This window comes from Parasphingorhabdus sp. DH2-15, from assembly GCF_051668705.1.
Lineage (GTDB): Bacteria > Pseudomonadota > Alphaproteobacteria > Sphingomonadales > Sphingomonadaceae > Alterisphingorhabdus.
On sequence record NZ_CP196351.1, the window covers coordinates 184,179 to 203,886 of the forward strand.

19 protein-coding genes are annotated in these 19,708 nt (G+C 51.9%); 10 read left to right on the top strand and 9 right to left on the bottom strand.

Features of this window, described 5'->3' with window-relative positions; translation table 11 throughout:
• Positions 1–28: 28 nt before the first annotated feature.
• The 5 genes from clpA (at position 29) to ACR9YC_RS00875 (ending at position 5,032) form a co-directional block, all read left to right on the top strand.
• Complete coding sequence (gene clpA, locus ACR9YC_RS00855) at positions 29–2,350, top strand: ATP-dependent Clp protease ATP-binding subunit ClpA (protein WP_438728775.1); 2,322 nt, start codon at positions 29–31, stop codon at positions 2,348–2,350.
• Positions 2,351–2,563: 213 nt separating this feature from the next.
• Positions 2,564–2,962, top strand: a complete 399-nt coding sequence (locus ACR9YC_RS00860) for a BLUF domain-containing protein (RefSeq protein WP_438728777.1) — start codon at positions 2,564–2,566, stop codon at positions 2,960–2,962.
• A gap of 48 nt (positions 2,963–3,010) precedes the next feature.
• On the top strand, positions 3,011–3,337 hold the full coding sequence (gene erpA / locus ACR9YC_RS00865) for an iron-sulfur cluster insertion protein ErpA (protein WP_438728779.1): 327 nt from the start codon (positions 3,011–3,013) through the stop codon (positions 3,335–3,337).
• Between the two features lie 76 nt (positions 3,338–3,413).
• Positions 3,414–4,205, top strand: a complete 792-nt coding sequence (xth, locus tag ACR9YC_RS00870) for an exodeoxyribonuclease III (protein ID WP_438731894.1) — start codon at positions 3,414–3,416, stop codon at positions 4,203–4,205.
• An 11-nt stretch (positions 4,206–4,216) separates the two neighbouring features.
• Positions 4,217–5,032, top strand: a complete 816-nt coding sequence (locus tag ACR9YC_RS00875) for an alpha/beta hydrolase (protein WP_438728781.1) — start codon at positions 4,217–4,219, stop codon at positions 5,030–5,032.
• 82 nt (positions 5,033–5,114) lie between these two features.
• Here the strand turns inward: ACR9YC_RS00875 and ACR9YC_RS00880 are convergent, their stop codons facing one another.
• The 3 genes from ACR9YC_RS00880 to ACR9YC_RS00890 all read right to left on the bottom strand — a co-directional run bounded on the left by ACR9YC_RS00880 (position 5,115) and on the right by ACR9YC_RS00890 (position 8,323).
• Positions 5,115–5,990, bottom strand: a complete 876-nt coding sequence (locus tag ACR9YC_RS00880; protein WP_438728783.1) for an alpha/beta hydrolase — start codon at positions 5,988–5,990, stop codon at positions 5,115–5,117.
• Positions 5,987–7,399 (bottom strand): phosphoglucomutase/phosphomannomutase PgmG, encoded by a 1,413-nt coding sequence (gene pgmG / locus ACR9YC_RS00885; RefSeq protein WP_438728785.1) that lies wholly within the window; start codon positions 7,397–7,399, stop codon positions 5,987–5,989. The genes ACR9YC_RS00880 and pgmG overlap by 4 nt, the downstream gene beginning before the upstream one ends.
• 99 nt (positions 7,400–7,498) lie before the next feature.
• Positions 7,499–8,323, bottom strand: a complete 825-nt coding sequence (locus tag ACR9YC_RS00890) for a division plane positioning ATPase MipZ (protein WP_438728787.1) — start codon at positions 8,321–8,323, stop codon at positions 7,499–7,501.
• A 167-nt stretch (positions 8,324–8,490) separates the two neighbouring features.
• On the opposite strand from ACR9YC_RS00890, the gene panC reads away from it, so the two are divergent.
• Both panC and ACR9YC_RS00900 read left to right on the top strand, forming a co-directional pair.
• Positions 8,491–9,354, top strand: coding sequence for a pantoate--beta-alanine ligase (panC, locus tag ACR9YC_RS00895; protein WP_438728789.1), 864 nt, complete (start codon positions 8,491–8,493; stop codon positions 9,352–9,354).
• Between the two features lie 165 nt (positions 9,355–9,519).
• Positions 9,520–9,819, top strand: a complete 300-nt coding sequence (locus ACR9YC_RS00900; RefSeq protein ID WP_438728791.1) for a hypothetical protein — start codon at positions 9,520–9,522, stop codon at positions 9,817–9,819.
• Between the two features lie 233 nt (positions 9,820–10,052).
• Here the strand turns inward: ACR9YC_RS00900 and ACR9YC_RS00905 are convergent, their stop codons facing one another.
• From ACR9YC_RS00905 to ACR9YC_RS00920, 4 genes are read right to left on the bottom strand one after another with little or no spacing between them, the layout of a single operon-like run.
• Positions 10,053–11,207 (bottom strand): GNAT family N-acetyltransferase, encoded by a 1,155-nt coding sequence (locus tag ACR9YC_RS00905; RefSeq protein ID WP_438728793.1) that lies wholly within the window; start codon positions 11,205–11,207, stop codon positions 10,053–10,055.
• Positions 11,208–11,223: 16 nt separating this feature from the next.
• Complete coding sequence (locus tag ACR9YC_RS00910) at positions 11,224–11,691, bottom strand: RidA family protein (RefSeq protein WP_438728795.1); 468 nt, start codon at positions 11,689–11,691, stop codon at positions 11,224–11,226.
• A gap of 53 nt (positions 11,692–11,744) precedes the next feature.
• Positions 11,745–12,401: an HAD family hydrolase gene (locus ACR9YC_RS00915; protein WP_438728797.1), complete on the bottom strand. Its 657-nt coding sequence runs from the start codon at positions 12,399–12,401 to the stop codon at positions 11,745–11,747.
• 9 nt (positions 12,402–12,410) lie between these two features.
• Positions 12,411–12,707 carry a DUF3572 domain-containing protein gene (locus ACR9YC_RS00920; RefSeq protein WP_438728799.1) on the bottom strand — a complete coding sequence of 99 codons (297 nt, stop codon included), beginning with the start codon at positions 12,705–12,707 and terminating at the stop codon, positions 12,411–12,413.
• A 217-nt stretch (positions 12,708–12,924) separates the two neighbouring features.
• On the opposite strand from ACR9YC_RS00920, the gene ACR9YC_RS00925 reads away from it, so the two are divergent.
• The gene (locus ACR9YC_RS00925; protein WP_438728801.1) at positions 12,925–13,287 is read left to right on the top strand and encodes a response regulator; all 363 of its coding nucleotides are present in this window, start codon (positions 12,925–12,927) and stop codon (positions 13,285–13,287) included.
• Between the two features lie 450 nt (positions 13,288–13,737).
• Here the strand turns inward: ACR9YC_RS00925 and ACR9YC_RS00930 are convergent, their stop codons facing one another.
• Complete coding sequence (locus tag ACR9YC_RS00930) at positions 13,738–16,095, bottom strand: DNA translocase FtsK 4TM domain-containing protein (protein ID WP_438728803.1); 2,358 nt, start codon at positions 16,093–16,095, stop codon at positions 13,738–13,740.
• Positions 16,096–16,293: 198 nt separating this feature from the next.
• On the opposite strand from ACR9YC_RS00930, the gene ACR9YC_RS00935 reads away from it, so the two are divergent.
• Positions 16,294–17,592: an FAD-dependent monooxygenase gene (locus ACR9YC_RS00935; RefSeq protein ID WP_438728805.1), complete on the top strand. Its 1,299-nt coding sequence runs from the start codon at positions 16,294–16,296 to the stop codon at positions 17,590–17,592.
• A 149-nt stretch (positions 17,593–17,741) separates the two neighbouring features.
• Complete coding sequence (locus tag ACR9YC_RS00940; RefSeq protein ID WP_438728807.1) at positions 17,742–19,055, top strand: hemolysin family protein; 1,314 nt, start codon at positions 17,742–17,744, stop codon at positions 19,053–19,055.
• A 26-nt stretch (positions 19,056–19,081) separates the two neighbouring features.
• Here the strand turns inward: ACR9YC_RS00940 and ACR9YC_RS00945 are convergent, their stop codons facing one another.
• Positions 19,082–19,576 carry an outer membrane protein assembly factor BamE gene (locus ACR9YC_RS00945; RefSeq protein WP_438728809.1) on the bottom strand — a complete coding sequence of 165 codons (495 nt, stop codon included), beginning with the start codon at positions 19,574–19,576 and terminating at the stop codon, positions 19,082–19,084.
• Positions 19,577–19,708 lie beyond the last annotated feature (132 nt).

Here is a 19,708-nt window from a genome sequence, read left to right on the forward strand (position 1 = left end):
GTAGTGAATCGAAAGAGAAAACGAGAATATGCCTTCATTTACAGAATCGCTGGAAAAAACCATCCATCTGGCATTGCACAATGCTAAGGAGCGGCGCCACGAATATGCCACGTTAGAGCATTTGCTGCTCGCGCTGGTCAGCGATGAAGATGCATCCGAAGTGATGCGTGCATGCGGCGTTGATCTGGAAGAGCTGAATGACACTTTGGTGCATTATCTCGACCGTGAGTTGGAATCACTGAAAGTCGATCAAGATGTAGAGCCAGCGCCGACCTCGGTTTTTCAGCGTGTTGTGCAACGCGCCTTGCTGCATGTCCAAAGCTCTAATCGCGATGTTGTGACAGGTGCTAATGTATTAGTGGCCCTGTTTTCAGAGCGGGAAAGCTATGCCGTATATTTTCTGCAGCAGCAGGATATGAGCCGTCTCGACGCTGTTAGCTATATTAGCCATGGCATTGGCAAGGGTGGGCAGGCCGGCAGTGCAACACCGCCCGAAGGCGCAGAAGATCAAGCGGAAGCCGCAAAAGGCGATGGCAAGAGCAAGAAAGAAAGTGCGCTTGACCAATTCACCGTCAATCTAAACAAAAAGGCCGAGGACGGCAAAATCGATCCGTTGATTGGCCGCGGTCCAGAAGTGGATCGCACTGTACAGATTTTGTGTCGCCGGTCGAAAAATAATCCGCTTTATGTTGGTGATCCAGGGGTCGGTAAGACAGCCATTGCCGAAGGTTTGGCCCGCAAAATTATTGAAGGCGACGTTCCTGAAGTCTTGCTGGAGGCTGTGATCTACTCTCTCGACATGGGCGCTCTGCTGGCAGGCACACGCTATCGCGGCGATTTTGAGGAGCGGCTTAAGCAAGTTGTATCCGAGTTGGAAAAATTGCCGCATGCCGTTCTGTTCATTGATGAGATTCACACCGTGATTGGCGCGGGCGCTACCTCTGGCGGCGCCATGGATGCTTCCAACTTGTTGAAACCGGCTTTGTCCGGCGGTTCTATCCGCTGTATCGGCTCGACCACCTATAAGGAATTTCGCAATCATTTTGAGAAAGACCGGGCTTTGCTCCGGCGCTTCCAGAAAATCGATGTGGCGGAACCGAGTATTGATGACACCATCAAGATTTTGCGTGGTTTACGTTCGGCCTTTGAAGACCATCATAAGGTCAAATACACGCCTGATGCCCTGAAAACCGCTGTGGAGATGTCTGCGCGCTATATCAATGACCGCAAATTGCCGGATAAGGCGATTGACGTGATTGATGAGGTCGGCGCGATGCAGATGCTGATGCCGCCTTCTCGTCGCCGTAAAACCATTACTGCGCGCGAAATTGAGGCTGTGATTGCGACAATGGCGCGGATACCACCCAAATCTGTATCAAAAGATGATCGCAAGCAATTGGAACATCTTGAGCGTGATTTGAAGCATGTTGTGTTCGGGCAAGATGTTGCGATCAGCAAATTGTCGAGCGCTATCAAATTGTCACGAGCTGGCTTGCGTGAGCCGGAAAAACCAATTGGCAATTATCTCTTCAGTGGCCCGACAGGTGTCGGCAAAACAGAGGTGGCTCGCCAATTGGCAAGTGTCATGGGCATTCCGCTCCAGCGTTTTGACATGTCAGAATATATGGAGCGTCATTCGATTAGCCGTTTGATCGGCGCGCCTCCAGGCTATGTTGGCTATGACCAAGGTGGTTTGCTTACCGATGCTGTCGATCAAAATCCGCATTGTGTGCTGTTGCTCGATGAAATTGAGAAGGCGCACCCTGATCTGTTCAATGTGCTGTTGCAAGTCATGGACAATGGCAAGCTGACCGACCATCATGGCAAGACCGTTGATTTTCGCAATGTGGTGCTGATCATGACGACCAATGCTGGTGCCGCCGATATGGCGCGTGAAGGCATTGGCTTCGGCAATAATGACCGTGAAGATGTGCAGGAAGATGCCGTGAAGAAAATGTTCACGCCAGAATTTCGCAACCGTCTCGATGCGATTGTCCCGTTCACCTATTTGTCACCAGAGGTTGTTGCTCGGGTCGTTGATAAGTTCATCTTGCAACTTGAGCTGCAATTGGCTGATCAGAATGTGCATATCCAGCTGGATGCAGATGCGCGGGCATGGCTTGCTGAGAAAGGCTATGATAAACTCTTTGGTGCCCGTCCCATGGGTCGTCTCATCCAAGAGAAGATCAAGCAGCCTTTGGCGGAAGAGCTATTGTTCGGCAAATTGGCGCAAGGCGGCGAAGTCTCTGTGCATATGAAAGACAAGCAGATGGCGTTTGAAATCACCGCTGCACCGCCGCGCGGTTCTGGCAAAAAACCGAAAAAGAAAGTCCCTGCCAAGAAGGGCTAGGCGACAGGAACATCATGGCCTTTGGGCAAACATAGAGGCAGGGACCAACAGGTCTTTGCCTTTTTGTTTGTTGGTTTCGCATATTTATTGATCAGCTTGGCTTGACAGTTTGCGTGTCAAAAAAATTTGATTTTTGTCGTAAAGCTGCTTGCTTTTCTACGTTAAGCAGTTGTAACAATAGCACAAACATATGGTCAGAATGTCGAGGAAGCCATGAAATCTGTGACGTATATCAGCACGGCCAAAGAAGTTTTTGATAACGCCGCATTGGATGATTTGCTGTCACAATGCCGCGCTTATAACGCCAAAAATGATATTACGGGATGCTTGGTGTATAATGGAATCAACTTTCTGCAATTGATTGAAGGCCCTGAAAGCTCGATTGATTTCTGCATGGCGCGGATTATTGCTGACGACAGGCATAGCGGCGTTGTTGGCATTCGCAGTGAGACGATTGGTGTAAGAGAATTCCCTAGCTGGACCATGGCAGGGCGGTTATACCCCGATTCAAAAGGCCAATCCAGCGTTGGCATTATTGATGAAGTTTTGCAGGGTGCGCGCTCCCAGACACGGGCAATTTTCTCCAGCTTCACAACTTTGAAAGCGGCCTGATCCGTATCACACCTTGAGAGTTACGCCGCTTAGGCTTATATATTTCTCATGAGTGATATCCAACTGCTTCCCGGCGCGGCCAAACGCGTTACACAAATTGCTGAAAAGCTCGGCAAAGAGGCCATGCTGCGCCTGTCTGTTGAAGGCGGCGGTTGTTCGGGCTTCCAATATCGTTTTGGCTTGGCCGATTCGATTGAAGATGATGATAAAGTTGCCGAATGCGACGGTGTTAAGCTTGTGGTTGATGAAATCAGCCTTGATCTGGTGCGCGGTGCAGCGGTTGATTTTGTCGAAAGCCTAGGCGGCGCATCTTTTCAGGTAACCAACCCCAATGCTGCCTCTGGCTGCGGCTGTGGCTCCAGCTTTTCTGTCTAAACAATGCCGCATATGCGTGCGCAAATTGGCAAATGTCTTTGAAGCATGGGCGCAATGGCGCTAGACCATGCGCATGATAAAAATTGCCAGTTTTAACATTAACGGGATCAAGGCCCGTTTGCCGCGTCTGATTGAATGGTTGGAGGAGACGCAACCCGATATTGCGTGCTTGCAGGAAATCAAAACGCAGGATGAGGGCTTTCCCATCGCGGAGTTTGAGAAGATTGGCTATGGCGCCATCTGGCATGGCCAAAAAAGCTTTAACGGCGTGGCGATATTGGCCAAGGGGAGCGAGCCGGTCGAAACCAAAAGGGGGCTGGATGGCGAACCAGAGGATGACCATTCGCGCTATTTAGAGGCTGATGTGACTGTTGGCGATGATGCGTCACCGCTGCGTGTGGCCAGCATCTATCTGCCCAATGGCAATCCATTGCCCGGCCCGAAATTTGATTATAAATTGCGCTGGATGAAGCGCTTGCGGGCGCGGGCGGCGGAAATCTGGGCAGAAGAAGTGCCTGCGGTTCTGGCCGGTGATTATAATGTTATCCCACGCGATAATGATGTGTTCTCTGTCAACGCCATGGCGTCTGATGCGCTGATGCAGCCGGAATCACGCGCCGCCTATCGCTGCTTGCTGGCGGATGGGTGGACAGATGCGCTGGGCAATTGGCACCCGCAAGGCAATATATGGACCTATTGGGATTATCAGCGCGGCGCATGGCAACGCGATAATGGCTTTCGCATAGACCATCTGTTGCTCAGCCCGCAAGCGGCAGACCGGCTGAGTGCATGCGGCGTCGATAAAAACCATCGCGGCCGCGAAAAAGCCAGCGACCATGCACCAACATGGGTGATTTTGGACAGATGAAGAGACGGCTGATGCATATAGTGATCGCCCTAGTGGCCCTCTATTGCATCATCGTGCTCGCTCTATGGGCCATGCAACGCAGCCTTTTTTATTATCCAGACCCAAATTTGCCATCATCGGCTGAGGTTGAGCAATTCGGCTTTGCGCCCTTGGGCATTTCTGTGCCTGATATTGGTGATGGTGAGATGACCAGCTATTGGCGGCCACCGGCTGATCCAACAAAGCCAGTAATCATCCATTTTCACGGCAATGCTGGCAATATCGGCAGTCGTTTGCCGGTCTATAAACAATTGACGCAAGACGGCGCAGGGCTGCTTGCCATGGGTTATCCGGCATATGGTGGCAATATAGGTGATGCGAATGAGCAGAATTTCTATGCCGATGCACAGGCGCATTATGCATGGCTAATATCCCATGGCATCGCGCCAGAGCGCATTGTGGTTTATGGAGAGTCCATCGGTACCGGACCAGCGACATGGCTGGCATCACAGCAAAAAGTGGCAGGGCTGGTTTTAGAAGCTCCCTATGCTGCTTTTGACGAACTGCTTGCGCAAAAAGCGCCCTTTGTCCCTGCAAAGCTGATCGCCCGAGACCGATATCGTAGCATTGACCGTATCGCCAATATTGCTGCACCTTTGTTATGGATTCATGGCGAGGAGGACACGCTTATCCCCATCAGCGAGGGGCAAAGGCTGTTTGATGTCGCCAAGTCGCCCAAGCGTGCGGTCAAACTTATCGATACGGGCCATAATGACATATGGCGCAATGATATCGGGCCTTTGGTGCGGCAAAGCCTAGAGGGTTATGTTAAGACCGCAGGTGAATAAGCCGTCACCAAGCGGCTCAATGCCCAACGCTTTCCCCGCGCTCCAGACCAGATAGGGCGAGCTGTTGATCAATTTTCCTCAACTATTCGCGCAGAGTCTCATTGAAGAACAGCAAGACCCGACGAATATATTCAGCATCGTTAAGGTCGCTAACCTGAGCATGGTCCAGCTTCCCAACGATCCACAACCAGTGCTTTCCGGCAAAGGCCTGCATGAGCGCCTCACTCTCTGCTACTGGCGTATAAACATCGTTTTCGCCGCCAATTACAAGCACTGGATTACGGAAACGTGTTGCAGCATTGATCGGGCTTACCGCGTCAGGCGCAACGCCAAACCGAAAGCGTGACTGCTGTGTTAGCAATGGTGTCAACATGGGTGATAAAATGGGGTGGCCTTGCACCGATATACGGTTACCAATTGCCCTCTCCAGATCGGGATAGACGGCCTGCAAAATCATAGAGTCTGCCTCGGTTGCGACATTCTTGCTCAATAATATCGCTGCGCCGCCTAATGAAATGCCGATCACGCCAATTTTACTGTCAGGACGCTCTGCTTTGATCCATGTAAGAGCCGCTTCTGCGTCTCTGGCTTCATTCCAGCCAAAACTTTTCCGTTCAGCAGCAGACTGCCCATGGCCGCGAAAGTCTATTGCCATCGCAGTATAGCCAGCTTCGTTCAACCATGGGATGTGCCCGCCAAACTGACCGCGTGAAGCTCCATTGCCATGCAGCAAGAGGATAACGGGCGCGTTATTGTCCTCGACTGGAAAGAGGCTCGCTTCAATGCTGACGCCGTCGGTTGTCTGCAGCGTCAGTCGTTGCTCATTGTTTGCAAGGGGCGGAACGTTGTAATTGGTTGGTGCCGTGGCTATCTGGCCAAAGGCGATGACACCGGCCATTAGACTGAACAGGAAAGTGCCAAAAAGTATCGCAAGTTTTTTGAAGGTCGCGCGGCTCAATGCCCAACGCTTTCCCCGCGCTCTAGGCCAGATAGGGCAAGTTGTTGATCAATTTGTTCCATCAGCCGTTCCAGTCCGGCTTCGCTGCTGGCTTCTGCGCGGGCGACCAGAACATCCTGTGTATTGCTGGCGCGCAATAGCCACCAGCCATCAGCGGTATTGACCCGTGCGCCATCGGTGTCATTTACTGCCGCGCCATTGGTTTTCAGCCGCTCTAACACCTCGTCAATCACTGCGAATTTCCGGCTTTCATCGACCTGAAAACGCATTTCAGGTGTGTTGATCATTTCGGCCATATCGCTGCGTAATTCGGTGACGCTTTTCTTCAGCACAGTGGCTGCCGTGATCAGCCGGACCGCAGCGTAAAGGGCATCGTCAAAACCATAATATTCATGCGCGAAGAACACATGCCCGCTCATTTCACCAGCCAATGGTGAACCTGTTTCCTTCATTTTGGACTTAATTAGGCTGTGGCCAGTTTTCCACATCAGCGGCTCACCGCCTAGCTCATCAACACGATCATACAGTGCCTGACTTGCCTTAACATCGGCGATAATCGTCGCTCCTGGCACTTCCTGAAGAACATGGGCCGCATAGATTTGTAGCAGCTGATCACCCCAGATTACACGGCCTTCACCGTCAATTGCGCCTATACGGTCGCCATCGCCATCAAAAGCCACTCCGAAATCGAGCTTCTTGTCCGCGACAAGGGCTTTCAAATCAGCGAGATTTGCCTCTTCGGTCGGGTCAGGATGGTGGTTCGGAAAGTTTCCATCCACCTCAGTATAGAGGCAATGATGTTCACCAGGCAGTTTTTTGACCAGCTTTTCCAGTATATGGCCAGCCGCGCCATTGCCTGCATCCCAACCAATGCGCATCGCGTCGCCAGAAAAGCCTTCGACCAAACGGTCAACATATTGATCGATAATATCCAGCTCGCGCGTTGCCGCGACGGCGCTAGCATCGTCGCCATCGATCCAATCACCAGTCGCCGCCATACGGCCCAGTTCCTGAATATCCGCACCGAAAAATGGACGGTTTTGAAAGACCATCTTGAAGCCATTATAATTGGCGGGGTTATGGCTGCCGGTTATTTCAATGCCGCCATCAACATTGTCTAACACGCATTCGGCATAATAGAGCATAGGCGTCGGCCCCATGCCAATGCGCACTGCAGCTACGCCGGAATCATTCAGTCCATTGACCAAAGATTCTTCCAGCATGGGTGAGCTGACCCGGCCATCATAACCCACGGCAACACAGCTGCCGCCAGCACGGGCAATTAAAGTACCAAAACCACGGCCAATAGCATAGGCATCAGCTTTGCCCAATGTCTCACCTATGATGCCGCGGATATCATATTCGCGCAATGATGTAGCATGGAATTGATGGCTGTTCGGCTTGCCCATATGAAATGGCCTTTCTGAATGATAGGAGCGATTATTCTTATTATAACGGTATTGTTACAAATTAACTTATGGGAAAATATTGGTGCAGGCCCAATATAGTCAAAAGAAAGATTTTTGCGCAGGAATTTTTTCAACTTGGGTTCCGGGCAGGTGCAGAGCAGTCACCATCTGTCGCAATTCCTGCCGTGCCAAAATATGACTGGTGCCAAGGTCACCCAGATAGCCCTTATCCAATAATGTTAGGCCAGAAGGGAACAGCTCGCGGTAAATGACGCGTTCGCTTAGCCCTGGAATGATGCGGAAACCGACCCGCTTTGACAATTGGGCCAATGCATCCTCCATACGCTGCATATTGCGTGCGCTGACATGCTGCACACGATTGCGCATAACAACCCAATCCATGGTTTTCTGGCTATTCTGTGCACGCGCTTTGCGCGCTTCAAAGATCAATTCTGCGTAAAAGCTGATGCGCTTTACTTTGAAAGTTTGCGGATCGACCGAGCCGATCAGATCAAAATCGACAAAGCTATCATTCATGGGCGTGACCAATGTGTCTGCGCAAGTGGCGACATAGCGGGCAAATTTGTCATCGCGCCCCGGTGTATCAAATATCAGAAAGTCATGGCCCTGACCTTCTTTGGCGATCATCTGGTCCAGCCTGGCCAGACTATCATATTCAAATACTGCATAGTTTGCGATGGGCAGATCAGCCTTGATACGCGCCATCGTTTCGGCGCGGTTCTCCAAATAGCGGTAAGATGTCCGCTGACGTGGATCAAGATCAATAACGCCGACAGAAAATCCGCGATAGGCCAGAGAAACCGCCAAATGTACAGCCGATGTGGATTTACCCGTACCGCCTTTTTCATTAGCGAAGACAATATAATGGGGGTCTCCGTCACTGCGCGGAGTGGTCAAAGCCATGTGCTATTTCCAATACCGCAAATGGCGATCACTCTCATTGCCCCCTTGACCATAATAATGGTAATTGCCCCGTTGCGATTCACGCATGACTTTTTGAGATCATCGCACAACCGCCTTTTCGCGCAGATGGTTAAGCAAAGCAAGTCTCACATTAAGGGAGTTTCACAGTGCAAGCAGTTTCTGACATTATGTCGCTTCGCACCGCCACAAAAGATCTGCGCAATACAGGTGCATCGCTTGCTCTGGTGCCGACCATGGGCGCGTTGCACGATGGCCATCTTGCACTGGTGGAACAGGCCAAGCGCCGCGCGGACCATGTTGCGGTGTCTATCTTTGTCAACCCGACCCAATTTGGCGAAGGCGAGGATCTGGATGCCTATCCCCGTCAATTGGCCCGAGATAAAGCCTTGCTGGAAGAGGCAGGCGCGGCCCTGCTTTGGGTGCCCGATGTTCAGACCATGTATCCGGCCGGTTTCCAAACGGTGATTTCTACGCCTCAGGCTGCACAAGGCCTATGCGGTGCAAAGCGGCCGGGCCATTTTGACGGCGTTGCCACCGTGGTGTGTAAACTGCTTAATCAGGTGGACCCCGATATCGCTCTGTTTGGAGAGAAAGATTATCAGCAATTGGCGGTCATAAAGTCTATGGTCCGTGACCTTGATATGGATGTCACTATTGAAGGTGTGCCAACCATCAGAGAGGCGGACGGACTGGCAATGTCTTCGCGCAATGCGTATTTGAGCGTTGAGCAGCGCCAGTCTGCGGTGACTTTACCCAATGCCATGAAGGTGGCGATTGCTGAGATTCAGACAGGGGGCAAGGTGGATCAGGCCTTAGCCACATTGCAGCACGCGCTGGAGCAAGCCGGCTTTCATCAATGTGATTATGCCGAATTGCGCGTGGCGAACAGTCTGGCCGTGCCGGATTTTGACATGCTGAAGGGCGGCACAGAATTGCGCCTTCTGGTCGCTGCACATATTGGAAAAACCCGATTAATTGACAATATGCCGCTCCTCTGGCCCACCATATAATCAGCCAGATTAACTTTTTACATTTCCTAACAACTGTAAAAAACGGCAAAATCCCGCTACTTTGCGCAAAAGGTTTCCAAATCCCCCCGCGCTGTTAACCATTTGTTGATACCTTAAGCCGAACGTCAACCTGTCTTTGAAAGAAAACAGACGGGGAAATGACTAATGGCTAATAGTATGAAGAGCGCGAACTTTCTGCTCGAAACAAAATTGGCAGATGCTGCCAATGGTGACATCGCTGCCTATTTTGATTTGGGCGTTGCCTATTCAACCGGCACTGATGGTTTGACCATGGATATGATTGAAGCGCATAAATGGTTTAATCTGGCTGCAGTGAATGGCCATGATGAAGCACAAAATTGCCGCGCAGAAATTGCCGATGAGATGACAGCACGTGAAATTGCAGAAGCACAGCGTCAGGCGCGTGCATGGCTGGGCCAAGTGCGCCAACAACGCGCTGCGTAAGTAATTTGCTCGATTTAGTCATTTTTTGACTACTGAAACCATGAGCATACCAAATAGTATGATGACGCTAAGCAGGCCGCAAAACTCAAGAATATTCATAATATAATCCTTTGATTTTTGATGTTTCCAAACACCCAATCTGAATATTGGTTGGAAATATTTAGCATCGTGTTTGGCTGGCTGCTACAAGTCACCATTGTCAGACATAGACTGACAATAGCAATTCTTAAGATCTAATCAGATTTCCCTTTGCGAAAAGGGGCCATTGCGCCCAAAAATTCCTGATCTTGCGCAACGGCTTGCCGTTCTTGTTCAAGAAAGTCTGCCACCGCGCTATGAAAGCCGCGATCTGGCAAATAATGGGCTGACCAAGTGGTGACAGGCGCATATCCCCGCGCCAATTTGTGCCCGCCTTGTGCGCCTGCTTCTACGCGTGACAGGCCGTGTTCAATGGCAATATCGATTGCCTGATAATAGCATAATTCAAAATGCAGACAGTCTATATGGCGCGAACAGCCCCAATAGCGGCCATATAGTGCATCTGGTCCCAGAAAGTTCAAAGCGCCGGCCACTGGCTCTCCGTCCTGATAGGCCAGCACCAGCACAATCTTGTCAGCCATGGTCTGCCCCATCAGGCTAAAGGCCTCACGCGTCAGATAGGGGCGCCCATATTTGCGCATCCCGGTGTCCTGATAAAATATCCAAAAAGCATCCCAATGCGCCTCTGTAATATCCGCGCCCGATAGCCGTATAATATCAACATCGGCCTGTGCGCGTGCGCGCTCTTTGCGCACGGCTTTGCGTTTGCGAGAGACAAATGTGGCGAGGAAATCATCGAAATCTCGGTAATTCTGATTTGACCAGTGAAATTGCGTATCGCTGCGCATCAACCATCCGGCCTCATCAAAGATTCTGCGCTCTGCATCATTCAAAAATGTCGCATGGGCAGAGGAGAAACCATTTTGGGACGTGAAATTCTGCACACCGGCAATAAGCGGCATATACCATTTGTCACTAGCGCAAAGCAGCCGCGGGCCGGTTGCTGGTGTGAAGGGCGATGTAATCTGGACCTTGGGGTAATATTGCCCACCGGCATTTTCAAAAGCATGGGCCCAGCTATGGTCAAAAACATATTCGCCCTGACTATGCCCTTTTAAATAGCTTGGCATAGCTGCGGCAAGTTGGCCATCAGCATCATGGATGGTCAGATAGGCCGGTTGCCAACCTGTGCCGGGGCCAACACTGGTGGACTCTTCCAGCGCGGACAAAAATGCGGCGCTGGTAAAAGGGTTGTCACCGCAAGCGTGATTGAGCCGATCCCAGGCATCATGATCCAGATCGCCAAAACTGCTGACAATGGCGGCGTGAATGACGTCACTCTGGCTCATGGATGGCTATAAAGGCTCAGGCGCTAATGGCGATAATGGCGTCTACTTCTACAGAGGCATCGAGCGGCAAGACAGGAACGCCCACAGCGCTGCGTGCATGTTCGCCTTTTTCACCAAAGACTTTCTGCATCAGGTCCGACGTGCCATTAACGACTTTTGGCTGGTCAGTGAAGTCGGCGGTAGAGGCTACAAATCCGCCCAGCTTGACGACTTTTTCAACTCTGTCCAGATCGCCATCAAGGGCGGCCTTCATTTGCGCGATCAAGCCAATGCCGCAATAATAGGCTGCGTTAAAACCAGCGGTTACATCCAGACGGTCGCCCAGCTTTCCGGTTATCAATGTGCCATCCGCAAAGGGCAGCTGGCCGGAAATATAGAGCAGTCCGCCAGTAATGACATAGGGCTTATAAGATGCAACGGCTGCGGCTGGCTCTGGCAGAGTGATGCCCAATTCTTTCAGGCGTGCGTCAATCAATCCGGTCATAATGTATCCTTTATCATAATGTATCCTTTATAAAATGGCTCCGCTATAGCGGCTCAGGCAGCAGCTTTTTGCGGGGGAGAGGCAGGCTCTCCTTGGGAAAAGCGTTCCAATATCCATGGCAGCGCAGCGTCCCATTGGTCAATACGGGCATGGGCATTGCCTGCCTCATGCGCGCAGCCAAAATGCGGCGCTACTTCAGGTTCGCCGATCATATGCAAACGCCATGTATCCGGCACAATCTCGCCAACCGATCCGTGATGCTGTGGCAGATCATCAATGAACAGACTGACACTTGGCTGATATTCCTCGACAATGCGTTTCAGTGCTTCGCCCTTTGGCCCCTGATTGGTGTAAACAGGTTGGGCAATACCGAAATTGGCCAATTGCTCGGCCCGCGCATCACGGCGATGGTCCATCAAATTGGTCAAAATGGCCACATCGGCAACTTTGCCAATTTCCGTTATGGCGGTGACAGCGCCAGCAATGGGGTGCTGCCTGTGCATTTCGGTGTCGAAAAAGCCGCCCAACAATTCCCAAATGCGTTCTGGCGCAACAGGCTCCGACGTTTTGCGGTCAGTCAATGCATTGGCAAAATCGCGGCCCTTCATCGAAAATTCGATATCATGCGCTTCATTGAGCCACTCGCTGAACGGCACCACCATATGTAGCAGCACTTCATCACAATCAGTAATCAGCAGGGGTTTGGTCATAAGGCTCGTTTATCCGTCCAGTTCATATATTGCGCGCGCCAGATATTCCGGCGGAATGTTAAGATCGTCCGATGCGGCCAGCACATCAGGTTCATGCGATGCCAGCCAGCCCATCACTGCCGACAACACTTCGGGTGATCCGGCCCGTTCGCGCAGATCATCAACCGAAAGGCCTGTCATGTCCAATAGTCTTTGGCTGCGATTATCATCACCAATCACCCAGGCCAGAACCTGCAAGGCAATGACATCGGCAGAGCTATATTCCTTTTGCCTGTGTGATTGCTGTTTTTGGAAAGGGTCGGCCATATTTTGGCAGTGCTCACTTGATGTTTGCCTATCGCCAGCGCATTGATGGCTGGCAATTCGGGTTGGTTAGGACTAGCTACAGACAAGATATCATGTGTGGTTGGCCAATCATGTTTCAAGTGGCATGATCGCGCTATTGCAGCAAGTGATAGTTGCAATGGCTCTGGCTAAAGCCACACAGCACAGTGAACTCTGAGCATAAATTTAGGACGAAAAAATGGCAAAACGCATCTTGGTGGTCGAAGATAATGATTTGAACCGCAAATTATTCTGCGATCTGTTGCGCGCGCATGGCTATAGCGTGGAGCCAGTGTCAGATGGCCGCGAAGTGCTGGACAAAGCGCGTGAGTTTATTCCCAATCTGATGATCATGGATATTCAGCTGCCGCATATTAGCGGGCTGGAACTGATCGAAGCGATTAAGGCGGATAAGACCCTGAAAACTATTCCCGTGCTGGCCGTGACTGCTTATGCCGGCACCGGCGACGAACAACGCATCCGCGCCGCCGGAGCAGAGGGCTATATCTCCAAACCCGTCAGCATCGGCCCCTTTGTTGAGGCCGTAAATAAGCTGATTTAGGCGGAATATCTTCTATTTCTTGCGCTCATACATACGCAAAATAATAAGCCTAACTGTCATCAGAGATAATACCGTCAAGGTTTGTATTTAAACTAAGCTCAACCTGATCAACATTTTTGTTCAGTTTAACCAAAACAGGAGTGCTCCATGATTTGAGATCATGATTGTTAGAATTTGGTGTTTGGTTATTGATATGCATTTTTGCACCCTCTCAAAGAATGTATAGATACTTTACAGGCAGATACAGCTATTCAATAGACAGTCAATATAGTTGATCCGGAAAATGTGGCGAATATGATGGCACAGCACCATTTATCATCACAGCGCGCGCGACGCTTTTAGCTGGCTCTATGGCATAAAGCCTTTCCCTTATGGCGAAACGCCTTGGTATTTAAAAGAAGACGCAGAACCCAGCGAGTAGTGGGTTCGGCCACATTGCCCCATCAAGCCCTATAAAGGATTGCCATCCCTATCGCGGAAGACTTCGCGGCGGCCGACATGGTCGGGGGCGCTGACAAGGCCGTCCTCTTCCATCTGCTCAATCAAGCGGGCGGCTGTATTATAGCCGACGCGCAATTGGCGTTGCAGCCAGCTGGTTGATGCTTTCTGGCTTTCAAACACCATCTGGCAGGCGCGGCGATAGCGTTCATTTTCCGGATTATCGTCAATCGTTGCGCCATCTAGTGCAAAGCCGCCATCAGCGGGTTCTTCAGTAACAGACTGAACATAATCGGGCTGGCCCTGCGCGCGCCAATGGTCGGCGACGCGGCGTACTTCATCATCAGACACAAAGGGGCCATGCACGCGGCTAAGCTGTTTGCCGCCGGGCATGTAGAGCATATCGCCTTTGCCCAGCAGCTGCTCCGCGCCCTGTTCACCCAATATGGTTCGACTGTCGATTTTTGAGGTGACGTGAAAGCTGATCCGCGTTGGCAGGTTCGCCTTGATAACGCCAGTGATAACGTCAACCGATGGCCGCTGTGTCGCCATAATAAGGTGGATGCCCGCAGCCCGCGCTTTTTGCGCCAATCGCTGGATCAGGAATTCCACCTCTTTGCCCGCTGTCATCATCAGATCGGCCAGCTCGTCAACAATTACCACAATTTGCGGCAATGGCTCAAAGTCCAGCTGCTCTTCCTCAAAAATAGGTTGGCCGCTATCAGGGTCAAAGCCGGTTTGCACCTTACGGCCTAATGGCTTGCCCTTGGCTTTGGCGATCTTCACTTTCTCATTAAAATTGGCCAGATTGCGCACCGATATAGATGACATCATGCGATAGCGCTCTTCCATCTGCTCCACCGCCCATTTCAGCGCGCGCACGGCCTTGGCCGGTTCGGTCACTACGGGGGAGAGCAGGTGGGGAATATCATCATAGCTGGAAAGTTCCAGCATTTTGGGGTCGATCATGATCATCCGGCACTGGTCAGGTGTTAGACGATAGAGCAGCGACAGGATCATGCAGTTCAGGCCGACGGACTTACCCGAGCCTGTGGTGCCTGCTACCAGCAAGTGCGGCATGGGGGACAGATCGGCAATAACCGGGTCGCCGCTGATATTTTTGCCCAATATGATAGGCAATTGGCCGCGATTATCCGCAAAATGATGGCTGGCCACCATTTCATGCAGCACAACCATATCGCGCTGTTGGTTCGGCAGCTCGATGCCAATGACATTGCGGCCGGGAATAACCGCGATACGCGCGGAAAGTGACGACATATTGCGAGCAATATCATCGGCCAGCTGAATAACGCGGCTGGCTTTGATCCCGGGCGCTGGCTCCAGCTCATACATGGTGACCACAGGGCCAGGGCGCACAGCGGTTATATGGCCCTTAACATGAAAATCATCGAGCACATTTTCCAGCAAGCGCGCATTGCGTTCCAATGCCAGTTTGTCGAGCTTTGGCCCAGTGGGCGCTTCGGTCTGGTCCAGCAGATCGAGTGACGGCAGATCATAATCGCCAAAGAAATCGCCCTGACGGCTGGTCGGGCCAAGCTGCGCCTTGCGCGGCGGCAAAGATGGCTCAGTAATTTCCGGTGGAGCGCGGCGTTCTTGCTTCTCTGACGCATCGCGCGGTTTGACCTGCTTGTCGGTAACATCGCCAATATCGGTTGCGATGACATCATCATCGCTATGGCGGGACCATGGCAGTGTGATGCCGGTTAAGAAACTAGGCAGAGCGACGGCAAATTTTGGCTGTGGCGGGGTGAAGAGCGAGCGTTCAATGCGCAAAGCCTTCCAGACCATCCACAAACCGATAATGAGCGCTAGCGCAGACAGACCAATCATTACCCAGATTTGCAAATTCTCTGGCACTTGAGATTGCACCGCGCCAATGCCTTTATTGGCTAAAATGCCGGTAAGTCCGCCCCATTGTGCGGGCAGACCGCCTGCGCGCCCTTCAAAAACCGTGCCGATAAATGCCGCAAGAAGCAGCAAGCCGCCGCCCATCAATATGGTGTCACGCAGCCTTATCTTGTTATCGCCACCATCCCATAAGCGCCGCGCAGTGACATAGATAAAGGGCAGGAGCAAAACCGCAATCGGACCGATAAGATAGAGTGATCGATCGGAAACCCATGCTCCGGGCCGCCCCATCCAATTGCTGACAAGGCCGCCTGCTGCTGTGCTGGGTGATGGATCGGATAATTCATGGCTCATCAACGCCAGTGCGAAGAACACGATGAAGACAAGCAACAGGCCAGCGACAATAAGCTCTAGGCTGCGGCCCAGACTTTCGCGCATGATAGCGCGCCAATCACCCGCTTTTGCTGATCGGGATTTGCTGCCTGTCCCACTTTTTGTCATCGCCCTGCTCGCCATAAGGCACTCCGTATTGTCCGGTTCGACTGCCCTTAGCGCGGCTGTCGCTGTGTTGCGGCCATAATGCACAGGCAGAGGACTCCGCGTCAAGAGTCGAAAATGTCACGTTTTCTGCGGCTTGAATCATCTGGTGAGCGACACCAATTCTTTGCATAGACAATCATATCGCGATAAAGGCAGCTAATGGCAGCAAAAAACCCCCCGCAAAGCGCAATTAGCAGCGATGTTATTGTTTCAGGAGCAGGTCTTATAGGGCTTAGCATGGCGCTGGCATTGGCGCGTTCGGGTGTCTCTGTGCAGCTCGTTGACCGGCGCAGCCCTGATGCCATTGCTCAAAGAGAAAGTCAGCAAGAGGGCGGAGATATTCGCGCCACGGCCATTATCCGCTCCAGTTGGGAAATGTTCTGCGCTTTGGGGTTGGAAGATGTTCTGGCACCAAGTTCGCAGCCTATCAATGCAATTGAAGTGCGCGATAGAGTTGCTGGTAAACCACTGCGGTTTGCCGGTGAAGATGGCGATGCTGAAGAGCCAGGCGCGATGGGGCAGATGGTGCCGAATGCTTTACTCGCCAGCGCTTTGTTTGATGCACTGGCCAGTCATGAACTTGTGACCGGGCATTTTGGTGCGGCCATTGCAGAACAGAGTGAAGATGCACATCGTCATAAAGTCAGATTGGACAATGGCACACAGATAGAGGCGTCATTATTGATCATCGCCGAAGGACGCCAATCATCCAACCGCGATGCCAAAGGCTTTGTGCCAACACGTTGGCAATATGATCATCATGCGATTGTCGCGACCATCGGGCACAGCCTGCCGCATCACGGCGTAGCGCATGAGCTGTTCTTCGCTGATGGTCCATTGGCGATGCTGCCACTGCCCGACGCTGAGCCTGTAACAGGTGTTGCGAGTGACGGGCATGAACATCGCTCATCGCTTGTATGGTCTTTGCCTGCGGATAAGGCAGAAGGCTATGGCGCATTGTCGCCGCGAGGTTTCGCCGCAGAACTTGACAAGATATTACAGCCATTATTTGGTGATATTTCCCCCATTGGCGAACGCGTCACATATCCTTTGTCATTCCATGTTGTGAACCACCCCGTGCGCGGGCGCAGTGTCGTCATTGGTGACGGTGCACATGCGCTGCATCCCATTGCCGGGCAAGGCTTTAACCTTGGGTTGCGGGATGTTGCCTGTCTGGCCGAAATTGTTGCAGAAAATGTACGCATGGGCCTTGATTGCGGCGATGCAGGGCAGTTGGAGCGATATAGCAATTGGCGTGATGGCGATGTCACCATGATGGCGGCAGCGACGGATGGACTGACCCGTATCTTTGGGCTTTCCGGTAAAACCGCCAGCAAAATCCGTCAGGCCGGTATGGCCATGGTCGGCGGTGTGCCGGCACTGCGTAATATAGTAGCCAGTGAAGCACGCGGTGAAGCAGGGCGTTTGCCGCGACTGTTACAGGGTTTAGAGGTTTAGGCCCAAGCCTAGGGATATTTCCGACCATGTCTCGGATCATATCCTTGAGCATAACCAATGCCAGACTTGCAACTTTCCACGCCATGGTGCAGGGCATAATGATTATGCGGCGTACACGCTCTCCCTCTTTCATCACCTGATATTCAACTATGTCTCCCTTTCCTTGGCTTGACCTTGTCATTATCGGGCTATTGATATTGCTCAACGGCGTTTTTGCTATGTCGGAGCTGGCCATTGTGTCGGCCCGCACGGCGCGTTTGGCGTCTATGGCCGAAGATGGCAATCGCGGTGCACGTGTGGCGATGAAACTGGCCACTGATCCGGGCCGCTTTTTGTCAACAGTACAGGTCGGCATTACGCTGATCGGTATTTTGGCGGGTGCCTATTCGGGCTCTAGCCTGGGCGGCCCAGTGGGTGAGCGGCTACAGGCTTTGGGGTTGGCAGCCGATATGTCCGCCAGTGTCGGTTTCGCGCTGGTTATCGGTGTGACCACCTATGCATCATTGGTTATCGGCGAATTGGTTCCCAAACAGATCGCATTGCGCTCTGCTGAGCGGATTGCAGTGGCCATGGCTGTGCCTATGGATGCTTTGGCGCGTATTGCTTTGCCCGTTGTTTGGCTGTTGGACCGAACAAGCGCACTCATCTTCCGCCTTATGGGCTTGCGGCGGTCATCCGATGATGTGGTGACCGCAGAAGAATTGCAGATGGTCTTTGCAGAGGCCACTCGGTCCGGAGTTATTGAGGAACAAGAACGGGCGATTATCTCCGGTGTTGTGCGCTTGGGGGATCGCCCCGTCCGCGAAATTATGACACCGCGTACAGAAATTGATTCTGTTGATGTGAATGCGAGCAAAGACGAAATTCTGGCGCTGCTGGAGCGTTCACCGCATAGCCTGTTGCCGGTCACTGATGGCGGGGTTGATGATATTATCGGCATCGTAAAGGTGCGCCAGCTATTGAAAGAGATGGTGTCAGGCAAGATACCTAATTTGCGCGGAATGATGCTGCCTGCGGCGACGGTCCCGGACCAACGCGATGCCATGGATGCTCTGGGTGTGCTGCAAAGTGCTGATGTTGCCATGGTTATGGTTCGCGATGAATATGGCCATCTTGACGGGTTGCTGACTCCGGCTGACTTTCTGTCGGCACTGGCAGGCAATTTTGTGTCCGATCAGGACCATGACGAAGATTTGAGCATCATTGAACGCAACGATGGCAGCCTTTTGGTGCCGGGTGCCCTCGCTGCGGATGTTATGGCAGAGCGCACTGGCATCAAGTTTGATGATAATCGCGACTTCGCCACTGTTGCAGGGTATGCATTGGCAATATTGCGCAGACTGCCCAAAGAGGGTGAGCAATTTAGTGATCAGGGCTGGCAGTTTGAGATTATCGATATGGACAATCGCAAGATAGACAAATTGCTGGTCAGCAAATTACCGGAAGATAGCAAAAAGACTTGATCCTTCTCAGGCCAAAATTAAGGATATTATCTGCCGGGCGCGCCAGCGCCGCCGCCTGTTCCGGGAGCACCGACTGTGCCGATATTTCCGAAGAGATCTTCAAAGAAGCCGCGCTCACGGCCCAATGTTGGTGTTTTATCGCCTTCAGGAGATAGGTTTACAGCCAGCTCCACACCCGTTTTGTTAACGCCAACAACATTGCCGCGATCATCAAATTCGATGCGCAATACGGTTTGTGCACTCGGCTTTGGGCGGGCAAATGCCAATTGACGGGTATCACGTGCGACATAATACCACTGGTTTTTGTCAAACTGACCAACAAATGTTGGCCGGCCCAGCGTATCTTCTACAGAGCGTTTATTATCGACGCCGGGCTGTATTGCGCTGACCAATATCTGATCTGCAATATAGCCCTGGTGGCCGCGAATTTGGGTGCAACCAGAAAGAACGACCGCGCAACCTGCTAATAGGCATGCAGTTTTCAAAGTGCTGGAAAGTGATTTGGATGATCTGTGTTTCATAATATCCACCGGCTCGGTTTATCCCTTAACTGCAATTTCGCTTTGGACCCCTGAGTCCACAATCATCTGTTGCGCATCGCATCTGTCCACACAAATAGCAATATCCGATTCTACCGGCAAAGCTATGCAACC

Excerpts from the sequence above, each read along its gene's own strand:
- clpA (WP_438728775.1), top strand. The coding sequence starts at position 29 with ATGCCTTCATTTACAGAATCGCTGGAAAAAACCATCCATCTGGCATTG.
- ACR9YC_RS00860 (WP_438728777.1), top strand. The coding sequence starts at position 2,564 with ATGAAATCTGTGACGTATATCAGCACGGCCAAAGAAGTTTTTGATAAC.
- erpA (WP_438728779.1), top strand. The coding sequence starts at position 3,011 with ATGAGTGATATCCAACTGCTTCCCGGCGCGGCCAAACGCGTTACACAA.
- ACR9YC_RS00875 (WP_438728781.1), top strand. The coding sequence starts at position 4,217 with ATGCATATAGTGATCGCCCTAGTGGCCCTCTATTGCATCATCGTGCTC.
- pgmG (WP_438728785.1), bottom strand. The coding sequence starts at position 7,399 with ATGGGCAAGCCGAACAGCCATCAATTCCATGCTACATCATTGCGCGAA.
- ACR9YC_RS00890 (WP_438728787.1), bottom strand. The coding sequence starts at position 8,323 with ATGGCTTTGACCACTCCGCGCAGTGACGGAGACCCCCATTATATTGTC.
- ACR9YC_RS00900 (WP_438728791.1), top strand. The coding sequence starts at position 9,520 with ATGGCTAATAGTATGAAGAGCGCGAACTTTCTGCTCGAAACAAAATTG.
- ACR9YC_RS00905 (WP_438728793.1), bottom strand. The coding sequence starts at position 11,207 with ATGAGCCAGAGTGACGTCATTCACGCCGCCATTGTCAGCAGTTTTGGC.
- ACR9YC_RS00910 (WP_438728795.1), bottom strand. The coding sequence starts at position 11,691 with ATGACCGGATTGATTGACGCACGCCTGAAAGAATTGGGCATCACTCTG.
- ACR9YC_RS00915 (WP_438728797.1), bottom strand. The coding sequence starts at position 12,401 with ATGACCAAACCCCTGCTGATTACTGATTGTGATGAAGTGCTGCTACAT.
- ACR9YC_RS00920 (WP_438728799.1), bottom strand. The coding sequence starts at position 12,707 with ATGGCCGACCCTTTCCAAAAACAGCAATCACACAGGCAAAAGGAATAT.
- ACR9YC_RS00925 (WP_438728801.1), top strand. The coding sequence starts at position 12,925 with ATGGCAAAACGCATCTTGGTGGTCGAAGATAATGATTTGAACCGCAAA.
- ACR9YC_RS00930 (WP_438728803.1), bottom strand. The coding sequence starts at position 16,095 with ATGACAAAAAGTGGGACAGGCAGCAAATCCCGATCAGCAAAAGCGGGT.
- ACR9YC_RS00935 (WP_438728805.1), top strand. The coding sequence starts at position 16,294 with ATGGCAGCAAAAAACCCCCCGCAAAGCGCAATTAGCAGCGATGTTATT.
- ACR9YC_RS00940 (WP_438728807.1), top strand. The coding sequence starts at position 17,742 with ATGTCTCCCTTTCCTTGGCTTGACCTTGTCATTATCGGGCTATTGATA.
- ACR9YC_RS00945 (WP_438728809.1), bottom strand. The coding sequence starts at position 19,576 with ATGAAACACAGATCATCCAAATCACTTTCCAGCACTTTGAAAACTGCA.